Origin of the sequence: Pantoea sp. CS_6, from assembly GCF_041954745.1 — a bacterium.
Taxonomy (GTDB): Bacteria; Pseudomonadota; Gammaproteobacteria; order Enterobacterales; family Enterobacteriaceae; genus Pantoea; species Pantoea stewartii.
This window is the reverse complement of record NZ_JAVAYG010000004.1, coordinates 192,659-213,594: the sequence shown is the minus strand read 5'-3', so window position 1 is coordinate 213,594 and position 20,936 is coordinate 192,659. Positions and strand designations below refer to the sequence as shown.

22 protein-coding genes are annotated in these 20,936 nt (G+C 54.4%); 14 read left to right on the top strand and 8 right to left on the bottom strand.

Annotated features, from left to right (window positions below; translation table 11 throughout):
* Positions 1 to 166 precede the first annotated feature (166 nt).
* The 3 genes from RAC90_RS08205 (at position 167) to RAC90_RS08195 (ending at position 1,836) form a co-directional block, all read left to right on the top strand.
* Positions 167 to 331 carry a general stress protein gene (locus RAC90_RS08205; RefSeq protein WP_006118264.1) on the top strand — a complete coding sequence of 55 codons (165 nt, stop codon included), beginning with the start codon at positions 167 to 169 and terminating at the stop codon, positions 329 to 331.
* Between the two features lie 504 nt (positions 332 to 835).
* On the top strand, positions 836 to 1,333 hold the full coding sequence (locus tag RAC90_RS08200) for a ferritin-like domain-containing protein (protein ID WP_006118265.1): 498 nt from the start codon (positions 836 to 838) through the stop codon (positions 1,331 to 1,333).
* On the top strand, positions 1,330 to 1,836 hold the full coding sequence (locus tag RAC90_RS08195) for a ferritin-like domain-containing protein (RefSeq protein WP_033739715.1): 507 nt from the start codon (positions 1,330 to 1,332) through the stop codon (positions 1,834 to 1,836). Before RAC90_RS08200 ends, RAC90_RS08195 begins: the two co-directional genes overlap by 4 nt.
* Before the next feature lie 70 nt (positions 1,837 to 1,906).
* On the opposite strand, the gene RAC90_RS08190 is transcribed toward RAC90_RS08195, so the two are convergent.
* The gene (locus RAC90_RS08190) at positions 1,907 to 3,565 is read right to left on the bottom strand and encodes an alpha,alpha-trehalase (RefSeq protein ID WP_050504863.1); all 1,659 of its coding nucleotides are present in this window, start codon (positions 3,563 to 3,565) and stop codon (positions 1,907 to 1,909) included.
* 317 nt (positions 3,566 to 3,882) lie between these two features.
* Between RAC90_RS08190 and RAC90_RS08185 the strand changes: the two genes are divergently transcribed.
* Positions 3,883 to 4,389 (top strand): GNAT family N-acetyltransferase, encoded by a 507-nt coding sequence (locus RAC90_RS08185; protein ID WP_052133206.1) that lies wholly within the window; start codon positions 3,883 to 3,885, stop codon positions 4,387 to 4,389.
* 49 nt (positions 4,390 to 4,438) lie between these two features.
* Here the strand turns inward: RAC90_RS08185 and RAC90_RS08180 are convergent, their stop codons facing one another.
* From RAC90_RS08180 to RAC90_RS08165, 4 genes are all read right to left on the bottom strand, one after another.
* Positions 4,439 to 5,149, bottom strand: coding sequence for a helix-turn-helix transcriptional regulator (locus RAC90_RS08180; RefSeq protein ID WP_044241491.1), 711 nt, complete (start codon positions 5,147 to 5,149; stop codon positions 4,439 to 4,441).
* Positions 5,150 to 5,154: 5 nt separating this feature from the next.
* On the bottom strand, positions 5,155 to 5,538 hold the full coding sequence (locus tag RAC90_RS08175; RefSeq protein ID WP_039342299.1) for an amino acid-binding protein: 384 nt from the start codon (positions 5,536 to 5,538) through the stop codon (positions 5,155 to 5,157).
* Entirely contained in the window at positions 5,531 to 5,854 is a 324-nt protein-coding gene (locus tag RAC90_RS08170) for an antibiotic biosynthesis monooxygenase (protein WP_006118272.1), read from the bottom strand. The genes RAC90_RS08175 and RAC90_RS08170 overlap by 8 nt, the downstream gene beginning before the upstream one ends.
* 171 nt (positions 5,855 to 6,025) lie before the next feature.
* Positions 6,026 to 6,883, bottom strand: coding sequence for an SDR family oxidoreductase (locus RAC90_RS08165; RefSeq protein WP_185200159.1), 858 nt, complete (start codon positions 6,881 to 6,883; stop codon positions 6,026 to 6,028).
* A 103-nt stretch (positions 6,884 to 6,986) separates the two neighbouring features.
* Here RAC90_RS08165 and RAC90_RS08160 point away from each other — a divergent pair, with 103 nt between their 5' ends.
* The 8 genes from RAC90_RS08160 to RAC90_RS08125 all read left to right on the top strand — a co-directional run bounded on the left by RAC90_RS08160 (position 6,987) and on the right by RAC90_RS08125 (position 13,786).
* Entirely contained in the window at positions 6,987 to 7,370 is a 384-nt protein-coding gene (locus RAC90_RS08160) for a helix-turn-helix domain-containing protein (RefSeq protein ID WP_033739707.1), read from the top strand.
* Positions 7,371 to 8,139: 769 nt separating this feature from the next.
* Positions 8,140 to 9,552: a cytochrome ubiquinol oxidase subunit I gene (locus tag RAC90_RS08155; protein ID WP_033739705.1), complete on the top strand. Its 1,413-nt coding sequence runs from the start codon at positions 8,140 to 8,142 to the stop codon at positions 9,550 to 9,552.
* 1 nt (position 9,553) lies between these two features.
* Positions 9,554 to 10,558, top strand: a complete 1,005-nt coding sequence (gene cydB, locus RAC90_RS08150; protein WP_033739704.1) for a cytochrome d ubiquinol oxidase subunit II — start codon at positions 9,554 to 9,556, stop codon at positions 10,556 to 10,558.
* A 1-nt stretch (position 10,559) separates the two neighbouring features.
* A complete protein-coding gene (locus RAC90_RS08145) occupies positions 10,560 to 10,727 on the top strand; it encodes a DUF2474 domain-containing protein (protein ID WP_006118277.1) in 168 nt (55 codons plus the stop codon).
* Between the two features lie 223 nt (positions 10,728 to 10,950).
* Positions 10,951 to 11,817 (top strand): helix-turn-helix domain-containing protein, encoded by an 867-nt coding sequence (locus tag RAC90_RS08140; protein WP_375124214.1) that lies wholly within the window; start codon positions 10,951 to 10,953, stop codon positions 11,815 to 11,817.
* Positions 11,818 to 11,983: 166 nt separating this feature from the next.
* Positions 11,984 to 12,178 carry a hypothetical protein gene (locus RAC90_RS08135; protein WP_006118279.1) on the top strand — a complete coding sequence of 65 codons (195 nt, stop codon included), beginning with the start codon at positions 11,984 to 11,986 and terminating at the stop codon, positions 12,176 to 12,178.
* A 212-nt stretch (positions 12,179 to 12,390) separates the two neighbouring features.
* The gene (locus tag RAC90_RS08130) at positions 12,391 to 13,173 is read left to right on the top strand and encodes a siderophore-interacting protein (RefSeq protein WP_324020898.1); all 783 of its coding nucleotides are present in this window, start codon (positions 12,391 to 12,393) and stop codon (positions 13,171 to 13,173) included.
* Positions 13,174 to 13,252: 79 nt separating this feature from the next.
* Positions 13,253 to 13,786, top strand: coding sequence for a PadR family transcriptional regulator (locus tag RAC90_RS08125; protein WP_006118281.1), 534 nt, complete (start codon positions 13,253 to 13,255; stop codon positions 13,784 to 13,786).
* Positions 13,787 to 13,802: 16 nt separating this feature from the next.
* Here RAC90_RS08125 and RAC90_RS08120 read toward each other — a convergent pair whose 3' ends face one another.
* Positions 13,803 to 14,096, bottom strand: a complete 294-nt coding sequence (locus tag RAC90_RS08120; protein WP_375124213.1) for a SelT/SelW/SelH family protein — start codon at positions 14,094 to 14,096, stop codon at positions 13,803 to 13,805.
* A gap of 256 nt (positions 14,097 to 14,352) precedes the next feature.
* Between RAC90_RS08120 and RAC90_RS08115 the strand changes: the two genes are divergently transcribed.
* The gene (locus tag RAC90_RS08115) at positions 14,353 to 14,868 is read left to right on the top strand and encodes a CinA family protein (RefSeq protein ID WP_054687184.1); all 516 of its coding nucleotides are present in this window, start codon (positions 14,353 to 14,355) and stop codon (positions 14,866 to 14,868) included.
* Here the strand turns inward: RAC90_RS08115 and RAC90_RS08110 are convergent.
* Positions 14,865 to 15,848 (bottom strand): MDR family oxidoreductase, encoded by a 984-nt coding sequence (locus RAC90_RS08110; RefSeq protein WP_054687074.1) that lies wholly within the window; start codon positions 15,846 to 15,848, stop codon positions 14,865 to 14,867. The two genes, RAC90_RS08115 and RAC90_RS08110, sit on opposite strands and share 4 nt — an antisense overlap.
* Positions 15,849 to 16,429: 581 nt before the next feature.
* Between RAC90_RS08110 and RAC90_RS08105 the strand changes: the two genes are divergently transcribed.
* The gene (locus RAC90_RS08105; protein ID WP_039342318.1) at positions 16,430 to 18,580 is read left to right on the top strand and encodes an ornithine decarboxylase; all 2,151 of its coding nucleotides are present in this window, start codon (positions 16,430 to 16,432) and stop codon (positions 18,578 to 18,580) included.
* Positions 18,581 to 19,816: 1,236 nt separating this feature from the next.
* On the opposite strand, the gene mltC is transcribed toward RAC90_RS08105, so the two are convergent.
* Positions 19,817 to 20,896, bottom strand: a complete 1,080-nt coding sequence (gene mltC, locus RAC90_RS08100) for a membrane-bound lytic murein transglycosylase MltC (protein ID WP_375124212.1) — start codon at positions 20,894 to 20,896, stop codon at positions 19,817 to 19,819.
* Positions 20,897 to 20,936 lie beyond the last annotated feature (40 nt).

Here is a 20,936-nt window from a genome sequence, read left to right as displayed (position 1 = left end):
AAGAATTAACTGGATGTACAAATAAGGTATATGTATCTGCCTTTGTGAGTGTCGTGGCCGTCATGCTTGATTAGGTGATTTTTACAGCTACATTTGTTTGTGCACCCTTTAGTTGATGCAACTTCCACTGTGCTATTTCAATAATTAAACTTGCGGAGAACACAGAATGACTCAATATCGTGGTGGGGCCGGTAATTTCGCTGCAGACAAAGAGAGAGCAGCAGAAGCAGGCCGTAAAGGCGGACAAAACAGCGGTGGGAATTTCAAAAACGATCCCCAGCGAGCTATTGAGGCGGGGCGTAAGGGAGGTAAGGTCAGTCGAAGGAGTTAATTCAATATTAACAAGGGGTTAGATATTTAAACTGAAACCTTCAGTGAAGCTGACTTCTACTCAATATATAAACTTCGCTGTTTAATCCATGAAATAAACCACCTCTGGTTTAGGATTTGGTCAATCTTGCCGGAAAGGATATTCCTTTCCGGTTTTTTTATTGCTGCTTTTCCGGTCAACGCACGGCTGTCTGAACGAAAAAATGAAATCCGGGTTCACCAGGTGAAACGCCTCTATTTTAACTGAAGGTTAACTTGTACGGTTTTTGCTAATTCTGTACAGGTTTGTCTTAATTGAGGTGAGGCGGAGCATTTATCAAAATAACTCATTTTGAGTAAAGTACTGGTAATTAAGGGAAAAGGGCATTTTCAATGCTACTTTAAAATCTGAATTAAACGGAGCCGAATGCATTCTTCGTTAAATAGTCTAAGGTTAGTGAGTACATTGTCACTGGCGCTGCATTAAAAAATAGTGGCGTAGCCGTTCAATTAATGAGGCTCTTTTATGACTGTCAAAACGTTAAACGATCTCTTTATCCATGACTTGTCCGATGTTTACAGTGCGGAAAAACAAATCGCGAGAGCACTGCCCAAAATGGCGCGTGCGGCAAGTGATGAAAATCTTATCGCTGCGTTTAATCAGCATCTCGAAGAGACACGCGGGCAAATCGAACGTCTGGACGAATTAGTCGACGTTACGCCTGAAGTGAAAATCAAGCGAATGAAATGCCATGCCCTGGAAGGCCTGGTAGAAGAAGCCCAGGAAATTATTGAGTCTGTTGAAAAGGGTGAAGTACGCGATCAGGGATTGATCGGGGCGGCGCAGAAGGTCGAGCATTATGAAATTGCGACCTACGGTACGCTGCACGCGCTGGCCTCAAAGCTGGGTTATACCAAAGCCGCGAAGCTGCTGGCCCAAACCCTTGCGGAGGAAAAGCAGACGGATGAAAAACTGACCAGCGTTGCACAGACCATCAGTTCGGCTGAAGGAGTCGCGAAATGACAGCCATTGAAAACTATCATGACTGGTTGCGTGACGCGCATGCCATGGAGAAGCAGGCCGAGAGCATGTTGAGCAAAATGGCGGGTCGTCTGGAGCATTATCCCGCTCTGGAGCAGCGCCTTGCCCAGCATCTGGATGAAACTAAGCATCAGCTTACTCTGCTTGAACAACTGTTGGATCGCCACGGCATTGACCATTCCATTATGAAAGACGTGATGGGCAAAATGGCCGCCACAGGACAGGCGATTGGCGGCATGTTTACTTCTGACGAAGTCGTCAAAGGCGCGATGAGCGGCTATGTGTTCGAAAACGCGGAAATCGCCAGCTACACCAGCCTGATCGCGGCTGCCGAGCAGGTCGGCGACAGTGATGGCGTCAGAGTCCTGACCGAAATTCGCGATCAGGAAATTGCGATGGCCGAATGGCTGTTCACGCATCTGCCGGAAGTCACTCAGCAGTTCCTGCAGCGCTCTGCGGCGCCAGGCGTTGAAGCGAAAAAGTAAGTTCTCTACAGAGAAATCGCCAGAAAAAAGCCGGGAACGTTTCCCGGCTTTTTTGTGCCTGCGACACAGATTAGTCCATCATCATATGGCCATACATCGCCATCAGCCGACGGGTTACGCCGTTTGTCCAGCCAAAGCCGTCCTGCAGAGGATATTCACCGCCGCCACCGGGACGCGCGCGGTCACCGCTGATATCGTACTTCTCGACCAGTTTATGGTGTAACTGGTAGAAGTTATTCACGGTTGTCAGCCAGTTCACGGCGATTTCGCTCGCCAGGGTTTCTTCGCCGTAGTTATTCAGGCCCACCACCGCCATCCACTGCATAGGCGCCCAGCCGTTAGGTTTATCCCACTGTTCGCCGCTTTCCACCATAGAGGTCAGCAGCCCGCCATTGCTGAGCAGCAGATGGCGCAGCGCGATAGCCTGTAAATGCGCCTGATAAGGCGTTGCCAGTCCGACGAAGAGCGGCACTACCGCAGCGGCGGTGAACGCGCCAAAGCGGGCGCGGCGCCAGTCATAATCACGGAAAACGCCTGCGGTACTGTCCCACAGGTAACGGGTAATGGCACGTTTGCGGGCGTCCGCCTTATTCTGCCAGGCCAGCGCAGTCAGCTCTTCGCCTTTAACGTGAGACAACGTCGCAATCATCAGCTCAAGCTTGTACAAAAACGCATTGAGATCGATCGGGATAAACTGCGTTGTACGGATGCTCGACAGACGTTTTGGATTACGCAGCCAGCGTGATGAATAGTCCCAGCCTGACGCGGCACCCGCGCGCAGATCGCGGTAAACTTCGCTTGCCGGACGCTTAGAATGACGCGCTGTTTCGATGTCCTCGATCCAGGATTCATCACGTGGTGTGTCGCGGTCGTCCCAGTAACGATTCAGAAGCGAGCCGTTCGGCATCCGGACCACATGGCGATAAGCCTGGTTGGGCATCAGTGAGCCGGCGCCATCCATCCAGAACTGATACTCTTTCATCAGCTGATCCAGATAGCGCTGTGAGCCTTGCACGCCGTCCTCTTCGAACAGTTCCACCATCAGCGCAAACACAGGTGGCTGTGAGCGGCTCAGATAATAAGTGCGGTTCCCGTTCGGAATGTGCCCGTAGTTATCAATCAGCCAGGCAAAGTTGTCGGCCATATGACGTAACAAATCGTCACGCCCTGATTCCGCCAGGCCGAGCATCGTGAAGTACGAGTCCCAGTAATAGGTTTCGCCAAAACGACCACCGGGCACGACATAAGGTTTAGGCAACGGCAGCAACGACGAATGCGGCATATGCTGCTGCGGCATCTTGGTAAGAACCGGCCACAGATCGTCGATGTGCTCGTTAAGCGTTTTGTCAGGGTTCGAAACGTAGAAGCTTTCGTTGATGCCTGGCATGTAGAAATGGTCGGCAACGAAACGCGCCAGATCGAAGTCCTTGCTGCGCTTCTGACGGCGGTAACGCATCAGCACATCAAGCGGATCGTATTTGGGCGAGCAGTCGGGGAACGTTTTGCTGTCCTCGAAGATGCCCGACATCTGAACGGCCTCGAAAAGCTCAAGATAGCGATCGGCAGGCGTCAACGCATCCGGGGCAGGCAGACCTTCGATCAGCTCTGGCTCGGGTTCAGAATCCTGCATGCGCTCCAGCTTCAGTTCATGGGGATCGTATTGATACTCAACTTCCGCCCCGGCACGATTCTCTTCGAATGCATTGAGTTGCTGGCGATAAGTATTAATAACGGCCTCCTGAGCGAACGGGGTTGCACAAAAAGGAAATTATAGACCTCTCGCAGGCAGGAACAACAATGCAGATTGTCTATGAACGTAATAAAAATTGTCTATTAATCGTATAGATTGAATAAAACACAGACAATTCAACCGAATATCTCGACTTATGACGTAAATGCATTTCAGATGAATCTCTTACGGCAGGCTTAATAAAATTTTGCCTGGGCCAAAAGTGGCTGTTTTTTCCCTGTGCGGCAGGAAAATGAAGCAAAAGTGGCATGATGTAAGAAAATACCCTCTGGGGTGCCCTGTTAAGGAGAATGATCGTGCGTTCCTTTACTCTGCGACGACTCACCGGCAGCGACAGTGTAGGCTATCGCGCCATTCGGCTGGACGGATTACAACGCCATCCTGAGGCGTTTGGCGCGGATTATGCGCGTGAGCGCTCAGAACCTGACGCGTTTTTTGCGGCTCTGCTGCAAAACAATACTGTGCTGGCCGGATTCGATCCCCAGGGCGAGATCGTGGGCGTGACGGGTTTACGCTTCCATCCCGGCCAGAAACAGCGGCACGTCGCCACGATTTGGGGAATGTATGTGCTGCCTGAGTGGCGGGGAAGCGGCCTGGCGAAGACGCTGCTCATGACCGCAATCGCGCAAGCCCGTGAATGCATCAGCATCCGGCTTGCCGTGAGCGCCACCAATGCAGCAGCAACGGCCCTGTACCGGTCTGCGGGATTTACGACCTACGGAACAGACGTCGCGGCGCTGTATGTCGACGGTGTGTTCCACGATACCGTGCTGATGCGGCTGGACTTAACGGCTATCGGCTGAGGCGCACTGCCAGCATGCGCGCGCGTGGTATAAGGCGAAAAGGAGGCTGTCAGACGAGGCGGAGGTTAAATATGCGCGACAGGCCAGTTTGGCCGCGTGCGGTGACGCCAAGCTCCCGATAGCCGGGCGTCTGCTGTAGCCAGGCTTTTTGTATCATGAAGCGCAGCAAGGCTGCACCGGCCTCGCCACCAAGATGAAAGCGCCTCTCACTCCAGTCCAGGCAGGGGCAACAGGGCTTTCGTCGCGACGGCGAAGTCAGCTCGATGCCTGTTGCGGCAAAATGCGCCTTGCCCTCCATTGTGAGCGCCGTGCCATCCGGCATCAGCCAGCCCGCTGACTGCATAGCATCATAGATACCGACGGCAATCTCACCGGCCAGATGGTCATAACAGGTGCGGGCTCGCCGGAGCCGGTCTGGCGTGGTTGTTTTCAGGACTGAACCGGGCCGGGTCGAAATGCCCATCAGGTTTTCCAGCAGGCCCGCCACCTCATGGCTGGCCAGACGGTAATAACGATGCCGTCCCTGTACCACGCAGGTTAGCAACCCTGTCTCCGTCAGCTTATTCAGATGGCCGCTGGTAGTGGAGGGCGCAACGTCAGCGACCACGCTCAGCTCGGTCGCCGTCCAGGCCCGGCCATCCATCAGGGCACAGAGGATGTGCATGCGCGAGGTATCCGCCAGCGCAGTGGCCACCGTCGCCATGCTGAAGGTCAGAGAAGAGTGTGTGCTGTCATCACACCGGGCCGCCATGCGTGTCATTCTGCTCATCCTTTCCACTGGCGGGTCAGTGCTTCGGCCCGCCTGTCATCATCGGTAATCAGCACCAGCCAGTTGCTGTGATCGCTGTACTGCGCGCAAATATTAATGCCATTTTGCGCCAGGCACTGCGCAATTTCACCCAGTTCACCTGGCCGCTGCTGAGGGAGTTTTCGGCGCAGTGGCCTTCGGACGTCCCTGACATCGAAACCGGCATTCACTAACACCTGCCGGGCGCGCGGGCCATCCTCCACCAGAAAATGAGCGTGACTTTCCTTGCCCGTTGAAAAGACGCCGCCGCCTTCCAGGCCGATGCCATGCTGCCCAAGCAGTGTTCCAAACGCGGCCAGCGACCCCGGTTCGTTCCTGAAGACCACATAAAGATTAAACATGCCGGGTGTTCTCCTCTGGACCAGCATAATCACGCATAACCTTCGCAACGCGCAGGCGGTAATGGCTGAAAATTGTGTTCTGGCCTTCCCGCTGTGCCGACTGATGCAGGCTGTTTTCCCGCCAGTGACGCACCGCCCGTTCATCTTCCCACCACGACAGGGACAATATCTTGCCAGGCTCGCTCAAACTCTGAAAGCGCTCAATCGCGATAAATCCTGGTATCCTGTCCAGTTCGGGCCGAAGTTCGGCCGCCAGTTCAATGTAACGCTGTTGCGCTGCCGGTAAGGCCTCTGCTTCAAAAAGTACGGCAATCATTTCTCTCTCCCTTAAGTCAGCCTGCAGACAGCGTACCCGATGCAAAAGCGGTTACTTCGGTGTGCACCGAATCGTGGCTGATGGAGCATCAGAAAGGGGAGAAAGGGAGTGAGAGAGGATAATCGCTGCGGTTAACCGGCAGGGCTTAACCGCAGCGTAAGCGTGAGTGCGTTATCCCTTTGTCAGCGCCGCGCGGATCACCTCGGCATAAGGCGTGGTGGGGCGACCAAGCAGTTGGCTCAGTGTGCGGGACGCATCGAACAGACCGCCCTGAGCGGCACCCGCATCGGAATCTGCCAGAAGCTCTGCCAGCGGGGCCGGCAAGCCTGCGCTTTTCAGTGCGGCGGCAAAATCTGCCTGTGGCAGATTGACGTAATCCACCTTTTCGCCGCTCTGCGCGGCGATTTCAGCCGCAAACTCCGCCAGCGTATAGCTGTCATCGCCGGCCAGCTCGTACACCTTGCCCGCCTGGCCGTCACGCACCATAACTTCGGCTGCCGCGTCGGCATAATCCCGACGCGCCGCAGAAGCGATACGGCCCTGTTCTGCCGCGCCGAGAAACGCATGGTGCGCCAGGGCAGGGGTGATGCTCGCCGCGTAGTTTTCGGTGTACCAGCCGTTGCGAAGCAGGGCATAAGGCACGCCAGACGCTGCCAGCAGGGCTTCGGTAGCCCGATGTTCAGCGCCCAGCGACAGCGGAGACTTATCGGCATGGAGGAGGCTGGTATAGGCGATAAATTTCACGCCTGCGGCTTTAGCGGCATCAATGACTGCATGGTGCTGCGCTTCACGCTGGCCCACTTCACTGCCGGAAATCAGCAGGAGTTTGTCGACCCCTTGCAGGGCGGCCGTTAAGGTTTCTGGGCGGTTGTAATCCGCCTCACGTACGTGAACACCACGGGCGGCGATGTCACTCGCTTTCGCCGGCGTGCGTACGGCGGCAACCAGCGTATCTGCGGCTACTTTTTTCAGTAATGCGTCGATAACTAAACGGCCCAGTTGGCCTGTTGCTCCAGTCACTGCGATCATCACATAGCTCCTTTAAGAGGACAGTTGGTCAACAGCAGCCTATGCGATATGCTAACTTTTAGTAAGTACTTACAGAATTGTTAGGATGAAGGGTTTTGTTTAAATGACTGATAAATTAAGCGAAAAATTTATGCGCGGCGAATTGCTGAATGTTAACTGCCCGTCGCGCGATGTGTTAAAGCGCATTACCAGTCGCTGGAGCGTATTAATTTTACTCGCGCTGAAAAATGACACGCTGCGTTTTAGCGAACTCCGGCGTGCAGTCGGCGGCGTCAGCGAACGTATGCTGTCGCAGAGCCTGCGCTATATGGAGGAAGACGGCTTTGTTGAGCGCATCGCCTACGATGTTGTGCCGCCGCATGTTGAATACCGACTGACACCGCTGGGTCTGGAAGTAGGGGAGCAGGTGGTAGGACTGGCCGACTGGCTGGAGATGAATGTAGAACGCATCCTCGCCCACCGGGAGAAACAGTCCGCCGACGCGTAAGACCGTTCATAAGACGGGACCGAAGCGCGCAGAGAAACACTCCCCTCGGCCACCGTAAAAAAATGCCTGTCCGACATAACAGATTCATTCTGCGTCGGGCGGTCTTAATTACTCACAGCATTTCTTTAACATCCTTTTTACCAGGCGACTTTTTCCTGAGGTTTCTGGCTGCGTTAATTATTGCGCGAGATAAAGATGTGATGAGTTATTTACATATTGCATATGATTTTTAACATGCCTGACCGGTTGAGCTTCGTTTTCCTGCCCGGAAATAGCGAAGCCAGAGTGCGAAAAACCGGACGTATTCTAAAAAAAAGCATCATAAAGCGCAGATAAGATAAATATCCTGCTAACAATATAATAAAACACGTGATTCCCCTGTCAGAACGGTACTTTTCTCTGTTTAACGAAGCGCGGAAATGGCGAATGACGCTTAAAAACAGCGAGTTGCGTTATTTTTTAGCGGTAATCTCGTTTGGCCGTTACGGCTCCGTGCAGGGTCTGTTTTAATAACAATAATGTCACATTGCCCCTTTGAAATTAACGTTTTGCTTATTCGTCCTAAATAAGAAAACTTTCAACAAAAAAATGATCTTAATCAAAAAATACTGTTATAGTTTTTACTTATCTGATTGTCTCTGTTTTACCAGGACGAAGCATCTTACATTCGTCATGGCATTTTTCCATGCACTGGAATGACATGCTTTGTGTATAAGTCGTTAATTATAAGTAACTATATGTGGTGCTCTATGTGGCAAAGAGGTAAGCAATGTTTGGATTAGATGCCTTTCATCTCGCCAGGATCCAGTTCGGTTTTACTGTTTCCTTCCATATTATCTTTCCAGCCATCACCATCGGTCTGGCCAGCTTTCTTGCTGTGCTGGAGGGAATGTGGCTCAAAACACGTAATCAAACCTACCGCGATCTCTATCATTTCTGGTCGAAAATTTTTGCGGTGAATTTCGGCATGGGCGTGGTTTCCGGGCTGGTCATGGCGTATCAGTTTGGGACCAACTGGAGTGGTTTCTCCCAGTTTGCCGGCAGTATCACGGGTCCCTTGTTGACCTATGAAGTGTTAACGGCTTTCTTCCTTGAAGCGGGCTTTTTAGGTGTAATGTTATTTGGCTGGAACCGCGTCGGCCCGGGGCTGCACTACTTTGCGACCTGCATGGTGGCACTGGGAACGTTGATTTCCACCTTCTGGATCCTGTCTTCTAACAGCTGGATGCAAACACCGCAGGGCTATCTCATTCAGAATGGCATCGTGGTGCCAGAAAACTGGTTTAAAATTGTCTTTAACCCGTCCTTTCCTTATCGCCTGTTACATATGTCCGTGGCGGCATTTTTGGCCAGTGCGTTCTTTGTCGGATCGTCGGCGGCCTGGCATCTGCTTAAAGGAAATGACAATCCTGCCATCCGTAAAATGTTCTCAATGGCGTTGTGGATGGCGCTGATTGTCGCCCCTGTGCAGGCCATGATTGGTGATGCGCATGGACTGAACACGCTGGAGCATCAACCTGCAAAAATTGCGGCCATCGAAGGCCACTGGGAAAACCCACCCGGTGAAGCCACGCCATTAATACTGTTTGGTTTACCGGATATGGAAGAGGAACGTACTAAATATGCGCTCGAAATCCCGTATCTGGGCAGCCTTATCCTGACGCACAGTCTGGATAAACAGGTCCCGGCGCTGAAATCTTTCCCGAAAGAGGACCGTCCTAACTCCACCATCATTTTCTGGTCATTCCGCGTCATGGTGGCAATGGGACTGTTAATGATCACCCTTGGCGTAGTCAGCCTGTGGCTGCGTTACAAAGGACGCCTGTACCAGTCGCGTCCGTTCCTGTGGTTTGCTTTGCTCATGGGACCCTCCGGCCTGATCGCGATTTTAGCAGGCTGGTTTACTACCGAAATCGGTCGTCAGCCTTGGGTAGTTTATGGCGTTCAGCGAACGATTGATGCGGTATCTCCCCATGGCGAAATGCACATGAGTATCAGCCTGCTCGCCTTTATTCTGGTTTACTCCTCCGTCTTCGGTGTGGGTTATCACTATATGATGCGCTTGATTAAAAAAGGGCCGGTCACCGGCGAAGGCGATACCGTGGAAACAGGTGGCCCCGGACAAATCAAAACGCCAGCGCGCCCGCTCTCTGCGGCCACTCACCATCATGAGGAGCGTTGAGATGATTGATTTTTCTGTTATCTGGTTCGCGATTATCGTTTTTGCTGTCCTGATGTATATCGTCATGGACGGTTTCGACCTGGGCATCGGCCTGCTGTTTCCTTTTAACAAAGACGCAGGCGAGCGCGACATGATGGTCAACACCGTTGCGCCTGTCTGGGACGGCAACGAAACCTGGTTAGTGCTGGGCGGCGCAGGACTGTATGGCGCTTTCCCGCTGGCCTATGCGGTAATAGCCGATGCGCTTTCCGTGCCGTTAACCGCCATGCTGATTGGGCTGATTTTCCGTGGCGTCGCCTTTGAGTTCCGCTTCAAGGCTGTCGAGCACCATCGGGCCTTCTGGGACAAGTCGTTTATTGCCGGTTCACTCCTCGCAACCTTTAGCCAGGGCGTTGCCGTCGGCGCGATGCTGGATGGCATTCCTGTCGAAGGCCGCAGCTTTGCAGGCTCGACGATGGACTGGCTGGCCCCGTTCCCGCTGTTCTGCGGCGTCGGGCTGGTTGTGGCATATGCGCTGCTGGGCTGCACCTGGCTTATCATGAAAACCGAACATGAACTGCACCGTAAAATGTCAGCCCTGGCGACACCGCTGTTGATTGCGCTGTTGTTAATTATTGGCATCATCAGTATCTGGACACCGTTCACGCATCAGAACATTGCACATCGCTGGTTCACCACGCCAAATCTGTTCTTATTCCTGCCGGTGCCTGTACTGGTGCTGCTGTGTGCATGGGGACTGCGCCGCGCAATCAAGCGCGAGGCGCATTATTCGCCTTTCCTGCTGACGCTGGCCCTGATTTTCCTGGGCTTCTCGGGTCTGGGTATCAGTATCTGGCCGAATATTATTCCGCCCTCGGTATCCATCTGGGACGCCGCGTCCCCGCCGCAGAGCCAGGCCTTTATGCTGGTAGGTAGCTTACTGATCATTCCAATGATTCTGGGATATACCTTCTGGAGCTACTACGTGTTCCGTGGAAAAATCAAAGCAGACGAAGGATACCATTGATATGCAGACCCAGGTCAGCAGCAAAGAACGTCAGAATGAAACCCGGTCACCGTGGTGGAAACGCGTGCTGTGGCTGGTGGTCATCTACAGTGCCAGCGTGCTGGCACTCGGTGTGGTCGCGACGCTGTTCAGAATGATGATGACCGCCGCAGGCATGCGTAGCCACTGAGTCCTCCGAACGAGGCAGTGCATTCCTGACTGCCTCCGTTGTTCCCCTCGTCCTTCCATAAGCCAGCCTGTGTGCTGGCTTTTTAAAGTAGTAACCCAGGCAATTAATGCGCTTTTTGCCGCTATCCGGCCCTGGCTGGCCCATGAGTCATGACATCCTGCAACGCTTTTTGTTACTATTTTATTACAAATCTTTCCCTCTTTTTTCTTTTCACGTTTTTAAAATGCTAAGTCAAACCATAAAAAAACAGCATATAAATGATTTAGTCGACTGGATTGAAGCCAACCTGACCAACGACATTTCCATCGATCTGATTACGCTCAAATCGGGCTATTCCAAATGGCATATGCAACGTTTGTTCAAGGAGATGACCGGACAAACGCTGGCGGCCTATACGCGCAAGCGCCGCTTAACCCTTGCCGCTATGGCGTTACGACTGACGCGCATGCCGTTAATTGATATCGCCGTCCGTTTCGGGTTTGAAAATCAGCAAAACTTTAACCGCGTGTTTAAAAATCACTTCTCTGTTACGCCGGGCGGTTTTCGCCGTCTTAACGTGCTGCCTGTCCGGTATTTTCACGGCCGTATTGCCCAGCGCGAGCCGGTCATGCCGGTATCGCTTTACCGGCGCGAAGAGGAGTTGCTCCTGCAGGGCGATACGCTGGAATGGGAATGCCCGTATGGCGACTATATTCGCGACCGGCATCAGCGTATGGCCAGCCTGGTACGCCATTTTGTCCGTACGCAGCAGGGTGACGCGCAAGGATGGCTGGGATTTCAGTATGGCCCCGGCAACGCGTCCGTCGATCAACAGCACATCAGCCTGTTTCGTGGCGTCGCGCTGGCAAACACGGATGCCGGGCCAGGCGATCTTCAATGCCGCAAGGTGCCTGCGGGGCTTTACGCCCGCCTGGCATGGCGTGGCTCACCGGAAGAACTGACTCGTTTCATCGCGGATATTTACTACCTTTATCTGCCGCAGCTGAATGTGGCCTGCCGACCGGGAATGGATTTGCTCTGTCTGGATTTAACCCGATGCACAGCCGACAACATTGAAGGCGTGTTCTCTATTCCTGTCACGCAGGGATAATGCACATTATGTGCGTCATTGTGTGATAAAGCGCACGATTTTATAAGCAGGCTGGCAGGCAAGGCGTAAAATCCTTACCGAAGCGCTGAGCGCAGCTACGCATACTGTATTTCCTTCTCAGCGCTGGATATTCACCTGCTTTTTACGCCTGAACAGGCAAAATACCATGACCAAAATAACACAAATAGCCGCCTTTTTTCTGACTGTCGCGCTGTGTGCCGCTCCCGGCCTGGCGACTGCACAACTCACCGATCCCGGCAATGTTCGCACAGGATTACATCCCGGCAGTCAGGCCGGCCACAGCGAGATACTCGGTGACAGCTCGCTGCCGCAAAACAGCGGACAAAATCAGGCGCAGTAACCGCCCGATGACCGACAGTCCTCCTTTAAAAGGCGCGTAAGCGCCTTTTTGCTTTTCAGCGATAAAAGGCCGACAGATGTGCCTGCACGTACTGCCGGACCGCATTTTTAGTCATTGTTCTTAAGATATATCATAGCTATTCTCTCCGACTGACATGAGAATGATTTTTGTTTACTAAGGTTGCGTACAACCCTGTTTTTCGGAGAGCCACTGTGCCTGCATCTTCTTCCCGCCGTTTACCTGAACGTATCCGTAACGCGCTCCGCTTTCGCTGTATTCACGTTGCCACCAAAACCAAAGTGGCTGACCGGTTTTGGCGCATCGTGTTTACGGGCGACGACCTGAAAGGATTTAATTCGCCCGGTTTTGATGATCACATCAAAGTCTTTTTCCCACCCACCGCTGACACGACGCTGCAACTGCCGACGATGGACGATGACGGCATTCACTGGAAAGACGGCTTGCGGCCGGCTGCGCGTGACTACACGCCGTTTGACTTTGATGGTGAATCTTCGCTGACAATCGATTTTTACCTGCATGAAAGCGGTGTCGCCAGCGACTGGGCCGCGCAGGCACAGACCGGCGACAGCCTGATTATCGGTGGACCTCGCGGTTCTCTGCTGGTCCCAACGGATTATGCTTTCCAGCTTTATGTCTGTGATGAAACCGGTCTGCCTGCGTTTCAGCGCCGCAGCCGCAGCATTGAAGCCGAAACCCTGCACCTGTTTGCCTTCACCGATGAAAAAACGGGGCGTGACTACTTAGCGGACACCGGCAAGGCAAATGTGGCCTGGCTCGGTAGCCAGCAGATGACGCAGGCGGCTTTGCCAGCCCTGACGGCGGCGCTGGATAAGATAGCGATACCGTCGCATGACGCTTTTATCTGGCTAACGGGAGAAGGGCGCGTCGTTAAACAGCTCGCTGACTACTTCACAACGCAACGCGGCGTGGATGCTGATCTTGTGCGTGCGGTTGCTTACTGGCATCACAAGTGAGTGACCTGCCGTTGATTGAATTTTACCTGGTGGCCCTCTACCATCAGGCTCTTTCTCCTTAAACAGGCAGAGGCGACAGATGGATTCGGCCCATTCAGAACAGGATAACCGCAGCCAGTCTGCGCGGCCTTGCGCAGCGCGGCGGAAGCGCCGGGAAAAGATGCTTGATGCGGGTGAAATGCGCCTGTTGATGCTGCACTTTATCGCTCAGCGCGCCTCTCACGGTTATGAGCTGATTAAATGCGTTGAAGAACTGTCGAAAGGGGAATATTCCCCCAGCCCGGGTATCATTTATCCCAATCTGACCTTGCTTGAGGAAATGGAGGCCATTGAGATTGTCGATCCCCAGGCGGCGAGAAAGGCTTATGTAGTGACCGCAACGGGTCAGGCGATGTTAGAGGCCGAAGCCCAGCCATTGTCGCGTTTGATTACGCGTCTTTCCTCGCTGGCTGTATTAGTCAACAATCGCAGTATTCCCGACATAGAACAGGCCATCTTTCAGTTTAAAAACGCCTTAAATGGCCGTCTGGCACAGCAGGACATCACGGACGAAACACGGCATAAGATTGTGGCTGCGCTGAACGCAGCCGCTGAGCAAATCAGCCGCAGTTAACGCCGGATCGCGCTCGTCAGCTTCCGTCAGTTTTGTTTTTGTCGATGTGTCCCAGTGAGCGTTCCGGAAAGCAGAGGTCTCTGACACGCTGCTTGAGCACCTGAGCATCGGGAAAGCCGCCGTCACGTTTACGTTCCCACACCAGATGGTCATCTACCGTGACTTCAAATATGCCGCCGCTGCCGGGGCGAAGCGTGACGCTGGCCAGGTCCTGAGCAAAAGTGTGCAGCAATTCCTGTGCCATCCAGGCTGAGCGCAGCAGCCAGTTACACTGGGTACAGTAGTGGATCACAACGACAGGTTTTTGCATATTCTTTCTCCTTTTCCTGAATAAGGGCTGTCAGCGATGTTACGCAATGGCAGACAGGCTACATGAAACATCTACAGGCTGACCGGGACAAACCGGTTCGCGTTGCCAGCCGAAACGGCAGAGAACGATGGGCGACGTGTTAGCCGAAACGGTACAGGCCATTTTCCTGTTTACGCTGATAAAACATCAGATTAGCCGCATCAGATTACTGAGTTTCAGCCATACTTTACCTGTGACAGAAAACAAAGGAAAACTCATGACCATGAAACTCAGTCAGGCTGCTGAACAACTGGGTCAGCAGCTTTTATCCTCTGGTTTGCGTCTGGCAACCGCAGAGTCCTGCACGGCGGGATTGATCAGCATTACGCTGGCGGCGGTCGAAAACAGCGGTGATTTTTTTACCAGCGGCTTCGTCACCTACAGCGAAAGCGCCAAAGTGCGTCTGCTTGGCGTTAACCCGCAAACGCTGGAAAACCACACTGCAGTCAGCAGAGAAACCGTGTGTGAAATGGCGCTGGGGGCGCGTGAACGGTCCGGCGAACCGGTGAGTCTGGCGATAAGCGGCTATGCCGGACCGGACGGCGGCGAAGATGGTACGCCTGCAGGCACTATCTGGGTAGGATGGACATTGCCTGATGGCAAAGTCGTTGCCCGTTGTCAGCACTTTTCTGGCGACCCCAAAGCCGTCATGGAGCAGGGCGCGAGCTGGGCACTGCAGGGGCTAAGCGCGTTACTGATGCAGCAGGATGCGCCGCCCCATAAAGACCGTTAGCGGCAGTCCACCACCAGGCGGCCGCGAACCTTGCCTTCAAGCAGATCCCGCGCGCCCTGACTGGCTTCGCTAAGTGGGATGACCGTGATCATCTGAGACAGTTGCGCATCATTCATCAACTGTCCGAGCCTTTGCCAGGCCTGCTGGCGAAGCGGTTTAGGGCACATCACGCTGTCCACGCCCGCTAACGTCACGCCGCGTAAAATAAAAGGCGCGACGCTGGTGGGCAGATCCAGCCCCTGAGCCATGCCACAGGCGGCGACAACGCCATCGCGCTGCGTACCCGCCAGAACGTTACTCAGCGTATGGCTGCCCACGCTGTCGACAGCCGCGGCCCAGCGCTCTTTGCCCAAAGGTTTGCCCGGCTGAGACAATTCAGCACGATCCATAATCCTTTTCGCGCCCAGCGTATTGATCAGCCAGTTTTCATCGCTGGCGCGGCCGCTGGAGGCGATCACCTCGTAGCCGAGTTTTGCCAGCAGGCTGACGCTAAAGCTGCCCACGCCACCGCTGGCACCGGTGACCAGCACGGGGCCGCGATCGGGCGTAACGCCCTGTTTTTCTAAAGCCAGCACGCACAGCATGGCGGTAAAACCGGCGGTGCCAATGGCCATCGTATTCAGTGGCGATAAGCCGTCTGGGATAGGCACTAACCAGTCGCCTGCGACACAGGCTTTTTGCGCCAGGCCGCCCCAGTGTTTTTCTCCCACCCCCCAGCCGGTCAAAATAGCGGTGTCGTCCTGCTTCCAGTCGGAATGCTGGCTGGCGACTACGCGACCGACGAAATCAATCCCCGGCACCATGGGAAATTCACGGACAATCGGGCCTTTATTACAGATGGCCAGCGCATCTTTGTAGTTCAGGGTGGAATAGTGCACGTCGAGCGTGACATCCTGGTGGGGCAACTGTGTTTCGGAGAGTTCTTTTAACTCGGTACGGTAACCTTGTTCGTCATTTTCAATGACCAGTGCCTTAAACATACAGCCTCCGTCAGGCGTAAGAATCATCAGGCAAGTTTACGCCCGACAGCCTGAGAGGGCCAGGTACTGGCCCGACAAGTACACCGCTCTGAGGCATTATCAAACATTCAGGTGGCGGGGCGGCAATGTCCGGACATGGCATAATTTTGCATTGATTACAGAAGCTTAGTCGCTTAAAGATATTGCAACTGAATGATATGTATTGTTTTTTATTTTAAATTTATTGACCTGATATTTAACGTTGTCGGGTTGTCCCTGTCAGTAAAAAATGACATTATTGCCGCCACATTTTTCCCCGCCGCCATCCCAGACAGAGGACGCTACCATGTCCGGATCAATGCGTTTTTGCACTTGTTCCCACTCGCCAGACCTGGCGCGTGACCTGTTTTCCGCCGTCATACCGGTTACACAAATTTCCGTCACTATGCGGTGACGCCAGCCTGGTCGTTGCTGTTGGACATGAGTAAGGACTACTCTTTACTGATGTCTATCGGTTTGGCCCGTCAGATATCATTCGCCGGGGAAATTTCCCTATTGCCGTGCCTCAGGCACCCACTCCCTGACTGTTAGGGATTTGTGTTATGACACCACTTAAAATTGCTGCCAGCGCTGCCGTTGCGCCAAGTCTGTCCCTGAATACTGCGCGCGACGTGGTCACGCTGGATAATACTGATTTTACCGATGTGGCGGCTGTGGTCGTCTCGCTTGCGGATACACGCAGTGGCGTGCTGGCCTTATTGCGGCATACCGGTTTTAACTTACCGGTGTTTGTTGCCAATGCCTTTGAAGAAGAGGTCATGCATCTGCCCGGCGTGACGGGTGAGTTGAACGGTGAACCGCAGGACTGGGCGGCACTGGAAACGGCGGCGCAGGCGTATGAAGCTGAGTTGCTGCCCCCGTTCTTTGAAACGCTGACCCGCTATGTCGATATGCAAAACAGTACATTTGCCTGCCCCGGTCATCAGGGCGGTGCCTTTTTTAAAAAGCATCCGGCAGGTAAGCAATTTTATGATTTTTATGGCGAAAACGTTTTTCGCTCAGACATGTGCAACGCTGACGTTAAGCTGGGCGATCTGCTGATCCATGAGGGATCGGCCAAGCATGCACAGAAGTTTGCTGCCAAAGTTTTTAATGCCGATAAAACCTACTTTGTGTTGAACGGCACCTCAAGCGCCAACAAAGTGGTCACGAATGCCTTGCTGACGCGCGGCGATTTAGTGCTGTTTGACCGCAACAACCACAAGTCCAACCACCATGGGGCGCTGATTCAGGCTGGCGCAACGCCCGTTTATCTCGAAGCGGCCCGTAATCCGTTTGGCTTCATTGGCGGCATTGACGCGCACTGTTTTGATGAGGATTATCTGCGTGCTCAGATCGCCAACGTGGCCCCTGAGCGTGCACAGGAAGCACGTCCTTTCCGCCTGGCGATTATCCAGTTAGGCACCTATGACGGCACGGTGTACAACGCGCGTCAGGTGGTGGATCGCATAGGTCATCTGTGTGACTACATCCTGTTTGACTCCGCCTGGCTGGGCTACGAACAGTTTATTCCGCTGATGGAAGGCTGCTCACCGCTGACGCTGTCGTTAAACGAAAACGATCCCGGCATTTTCGTGACGCAGTCGGTACACAAGCAGCTTGCGGGCTTTTCACAGACCTCGCAGATTCATAAAAAAGACAACCATATCCGTGGTCAGAAGCGTTTCTGCCCGCATAAGCGATTGAATAACGCCTTTATGCTGCACGCCTCTACCAGCCCGTTTTATCCGCTGTTTGCCGCACTGGATATTAACGCCAAAATGCACCAGGGCGAGGCGGGACGTCGCATGTGGGACGAGTGCGTCATGCTGGGCATTGAGGCGCGCAAGGCAATCTTTGAGCGCTGCGATATGATCCTGCCTTTTGTTCCTGAAACGGTGAACGGCAAACGCTGGCAGGATGCGCCCACAGAGGAGATCGCGCGGGATCTGCACTATTTCAGCTTCGAACCCAACGCCAAATGGCACGGTTTTGCGGGATACGATCGCGATCAGTACCGCGTCGATCCCTGCAAACTGCTGCTGACCACGCCGGGCATTGACGCGGCAAGCGGCGAATATGCTGACTTTGGGATTCCGGCGACGATCCTGGCCAACTACCTGCGTGAAAACGGCATCGTACCGGAAAAGTGTGACCTTAACTCCATCCTGTTTCTGCTTACGCCAGCGGAAAGCCCGGAGAAAATGGCCAACCTGGTCGCCATGCTGGCGCAGTTTGAGCAGCATGTAAAAGACGACACGTTGCTGGCTGAAGTCCTGCCCACGCTTTACCGTAAGAACGCCAAACGCTACGCCGGATACACGTTGCGCCGCCTGTGCCAGGAGATGCATGACCTGTACGTGAGCTTCAATGTGAAAGATCTGCAACGTCTCATGTTCCGTGAGCAGGGCTTACCTCAGGTCAAAGTGAATCCACAGGACGCACATCAGGCTTATATTCGCGGTGATGTGGAGCTGGTGCCGATTGCGTCAGCAGAAGGGCGCATCGCCGCAGAAGGCGCGCTGCCTTATCCGCCTGGCGTACTCTGTGTCGTTCCCGGTGAAGCCTGGGGTGGGGCGGTACAGCGTTATTTTCTTGCGCTGGAAGCAGGCATCAACCAGCTCCCGGGTTTTTCACCCGAGCTACAGGGCGTTTACACCGAGGAAGATGCCGAGGGACGTAAGTACCTGGTGGCGAACATGATGCAGGGGTAAGTGCTGGTTGGCTGTTTGCACAGCCTGGCTGGAATCAGGGGCCATGGCTGGCCCTGAGATGGTTTGAGTCGCTGGCAGCTTATGAAACGCTGAGAGGGTTTCGCTCGCCAGACGGCCTGGAGTTTCAGCCAGCCCGGTGCGGGCGGCCGACAAGGGGCCGCCAGCCGCCGCGGCCCCTTGACCCCGGCTCCTGTCCTGCCCAATTCCCCCGCTCTAAGATTTGCGCCTGTTCAGGCGTTTTTATTGCTTTGGATACAGATAATGAGTTGCGGTGATGCTTGCGCGAGCAGGCGTTGAGAAGGTTTGAGTCGCTGACAGCTTATGAAACACTGAGAGGGTTTCGCTCGCCAGGCGGCCTGGAGTTTCAGTCTGCCCGGTGCGGGCGACCGACAAGGGGCCGCCAGCCGCCGCGGCCCCTTGACCCCGGGCTCCCGTCCTGCCCACCCGCCGCTGCGCGGTGCCTTCGCTGCTTCAGGATTTCTGCGGACCGCCAGGACGCGCCATCCGTGGCGCGGCCCGGCTCTCGCCGACGTCCTGTCGGCTCATCCGGAAATCCCTCATCCGCTCAGCGGGTAGGAAGGCCGCCCCAAACCCCCGCTTCACTATCTCTGTGTTAAAGCCACTTCCGGTGCCGCTGTAAGTAATCGCAAAACCTGCTTTTGTGGGTTCTGAAGCACTCCCCGTTTATCAAGTCTGCTCTTTTTAAGCCTCACTGAACACATTCAAACAGACAACACCCGCTTTTAAAAGAAACCAGGACTGGCAGGCGGGGGGGGTTCTGCCGGCATCCGGCGCGCTGAGGAGAGAACGGAGGCCAGGGCGGCGCGGCAGGGATGCCGCGACGAGGACGGCTGCGCCAGGGAGGGCGCATCCGGACGGCCCGTGGGGCCGGAGTGAGAGACGAAGGAACAGCGACGGCTGACGGCCGCCGGGATTGTTAAGGGGCTGGCGCGAGCCCCTTAACACGTCCGCCTGCACGGGCAGGCTGAAACTCCAGGTCGCCTGGCGAGCGGAACCCGCTCAGAGCAACCCGCAGCCCCACCACCAGGCGGGCGGAACCCGCTCAGAGCAACCCGCAGCCCCCGCCACCTGGTGAGCAGAACCCGCTCAGAGCAACCCGCAGCCCCGCCACCAGGCGGGCGGAACCCGCTCAGAGCAATCCGCAGCTCCCGCTATCAGGCGGGCGGAACCCGCTCAGAGCAACCCGCAGCACCTGCTGAGCGGAACCCCGCCAAATCAATACCTGTGATAACTCCGCTGCGCCGAACTCACCTTATACAAATACCGCCGCGATTCCGCCGACGGATGCTGCTTCGACAGCGTCTGATAAACCTGACCCGGCGACATACTGTTAATAATGGTAAAGGCACGATCTTTATCGCTGGAGAACACGCGCAGCACGCTACCTGCGCCGCCGTTATAGGCGGTGATAACCGCATAGCGGCGTGAAACCGGATCCTGAATACCGGCCAGATAGTTGCTCTGCAGCAACGACAGATAGGCAGTACCGGCATCAATGTTGTTCTCAGGATCCAGCAGATAGCTGCGGCTCGGCTTGCCCCATTTGCCCTTCATGCGGAATACATCCACACCGGCGGTACGCTGCACTACCTGCATCAGGCCGAGCGCATCAGAATGGCTGACTGCGTAGGGGTTAAAGCTGGATTCGGTCTGCATAATAGCCAGAATCAGAGACGCATCTACACCGTACTCTTCGGCGGCTTTACGCACCATAGGCAGATATTTATGCGCACGCTTATCCAGATGGTTTGGCACCATCGGAATCGTGACCGAGTAGATCACATGCAGGCCGGACGTACGGCGTTGCAGTTTATTGGCAATCAAGTAGTCAGCAAAGGCCTGAGCACGTCCCTGCCAGCGAATCGCCTGACCGGTGTTATCCAGCACCTGTCCGTACAACAACGGCTCTTTACTGATCTGAATGTCGTTGGCATCAGAGTAGAGATCGACATTTCCCGGATCGTCGCCGATCAGTAACGTAGTCACGATCGCCTGACGCAGACTGGCGGCAGGATCGGTACCGGAAATGGTCTCAATGGTGATGTTCCCGCTTTCAAAGTTGATGTGGCTGCGGGTGTAATAATTGTCGGTGTATTTAACGTAGTCTTTCGGTCCGGCGATCAGGACCTCATTGATACCCCAGATGTTCTCAATGTTATGGGCGAATTGCCCCATCAGAATGTCAAATCCGTTGGTATCTTTGACCCATTCCTCTGAATATTCCGGATGTTTTTTACCGGAGCAGGACACCAAAAGGGGGGCAATCACCAGCAGGGCTATCAGCTTTTTATTCATCTAAAATACGTGCCTGACCTGGAAAACGGCCTCAACACGG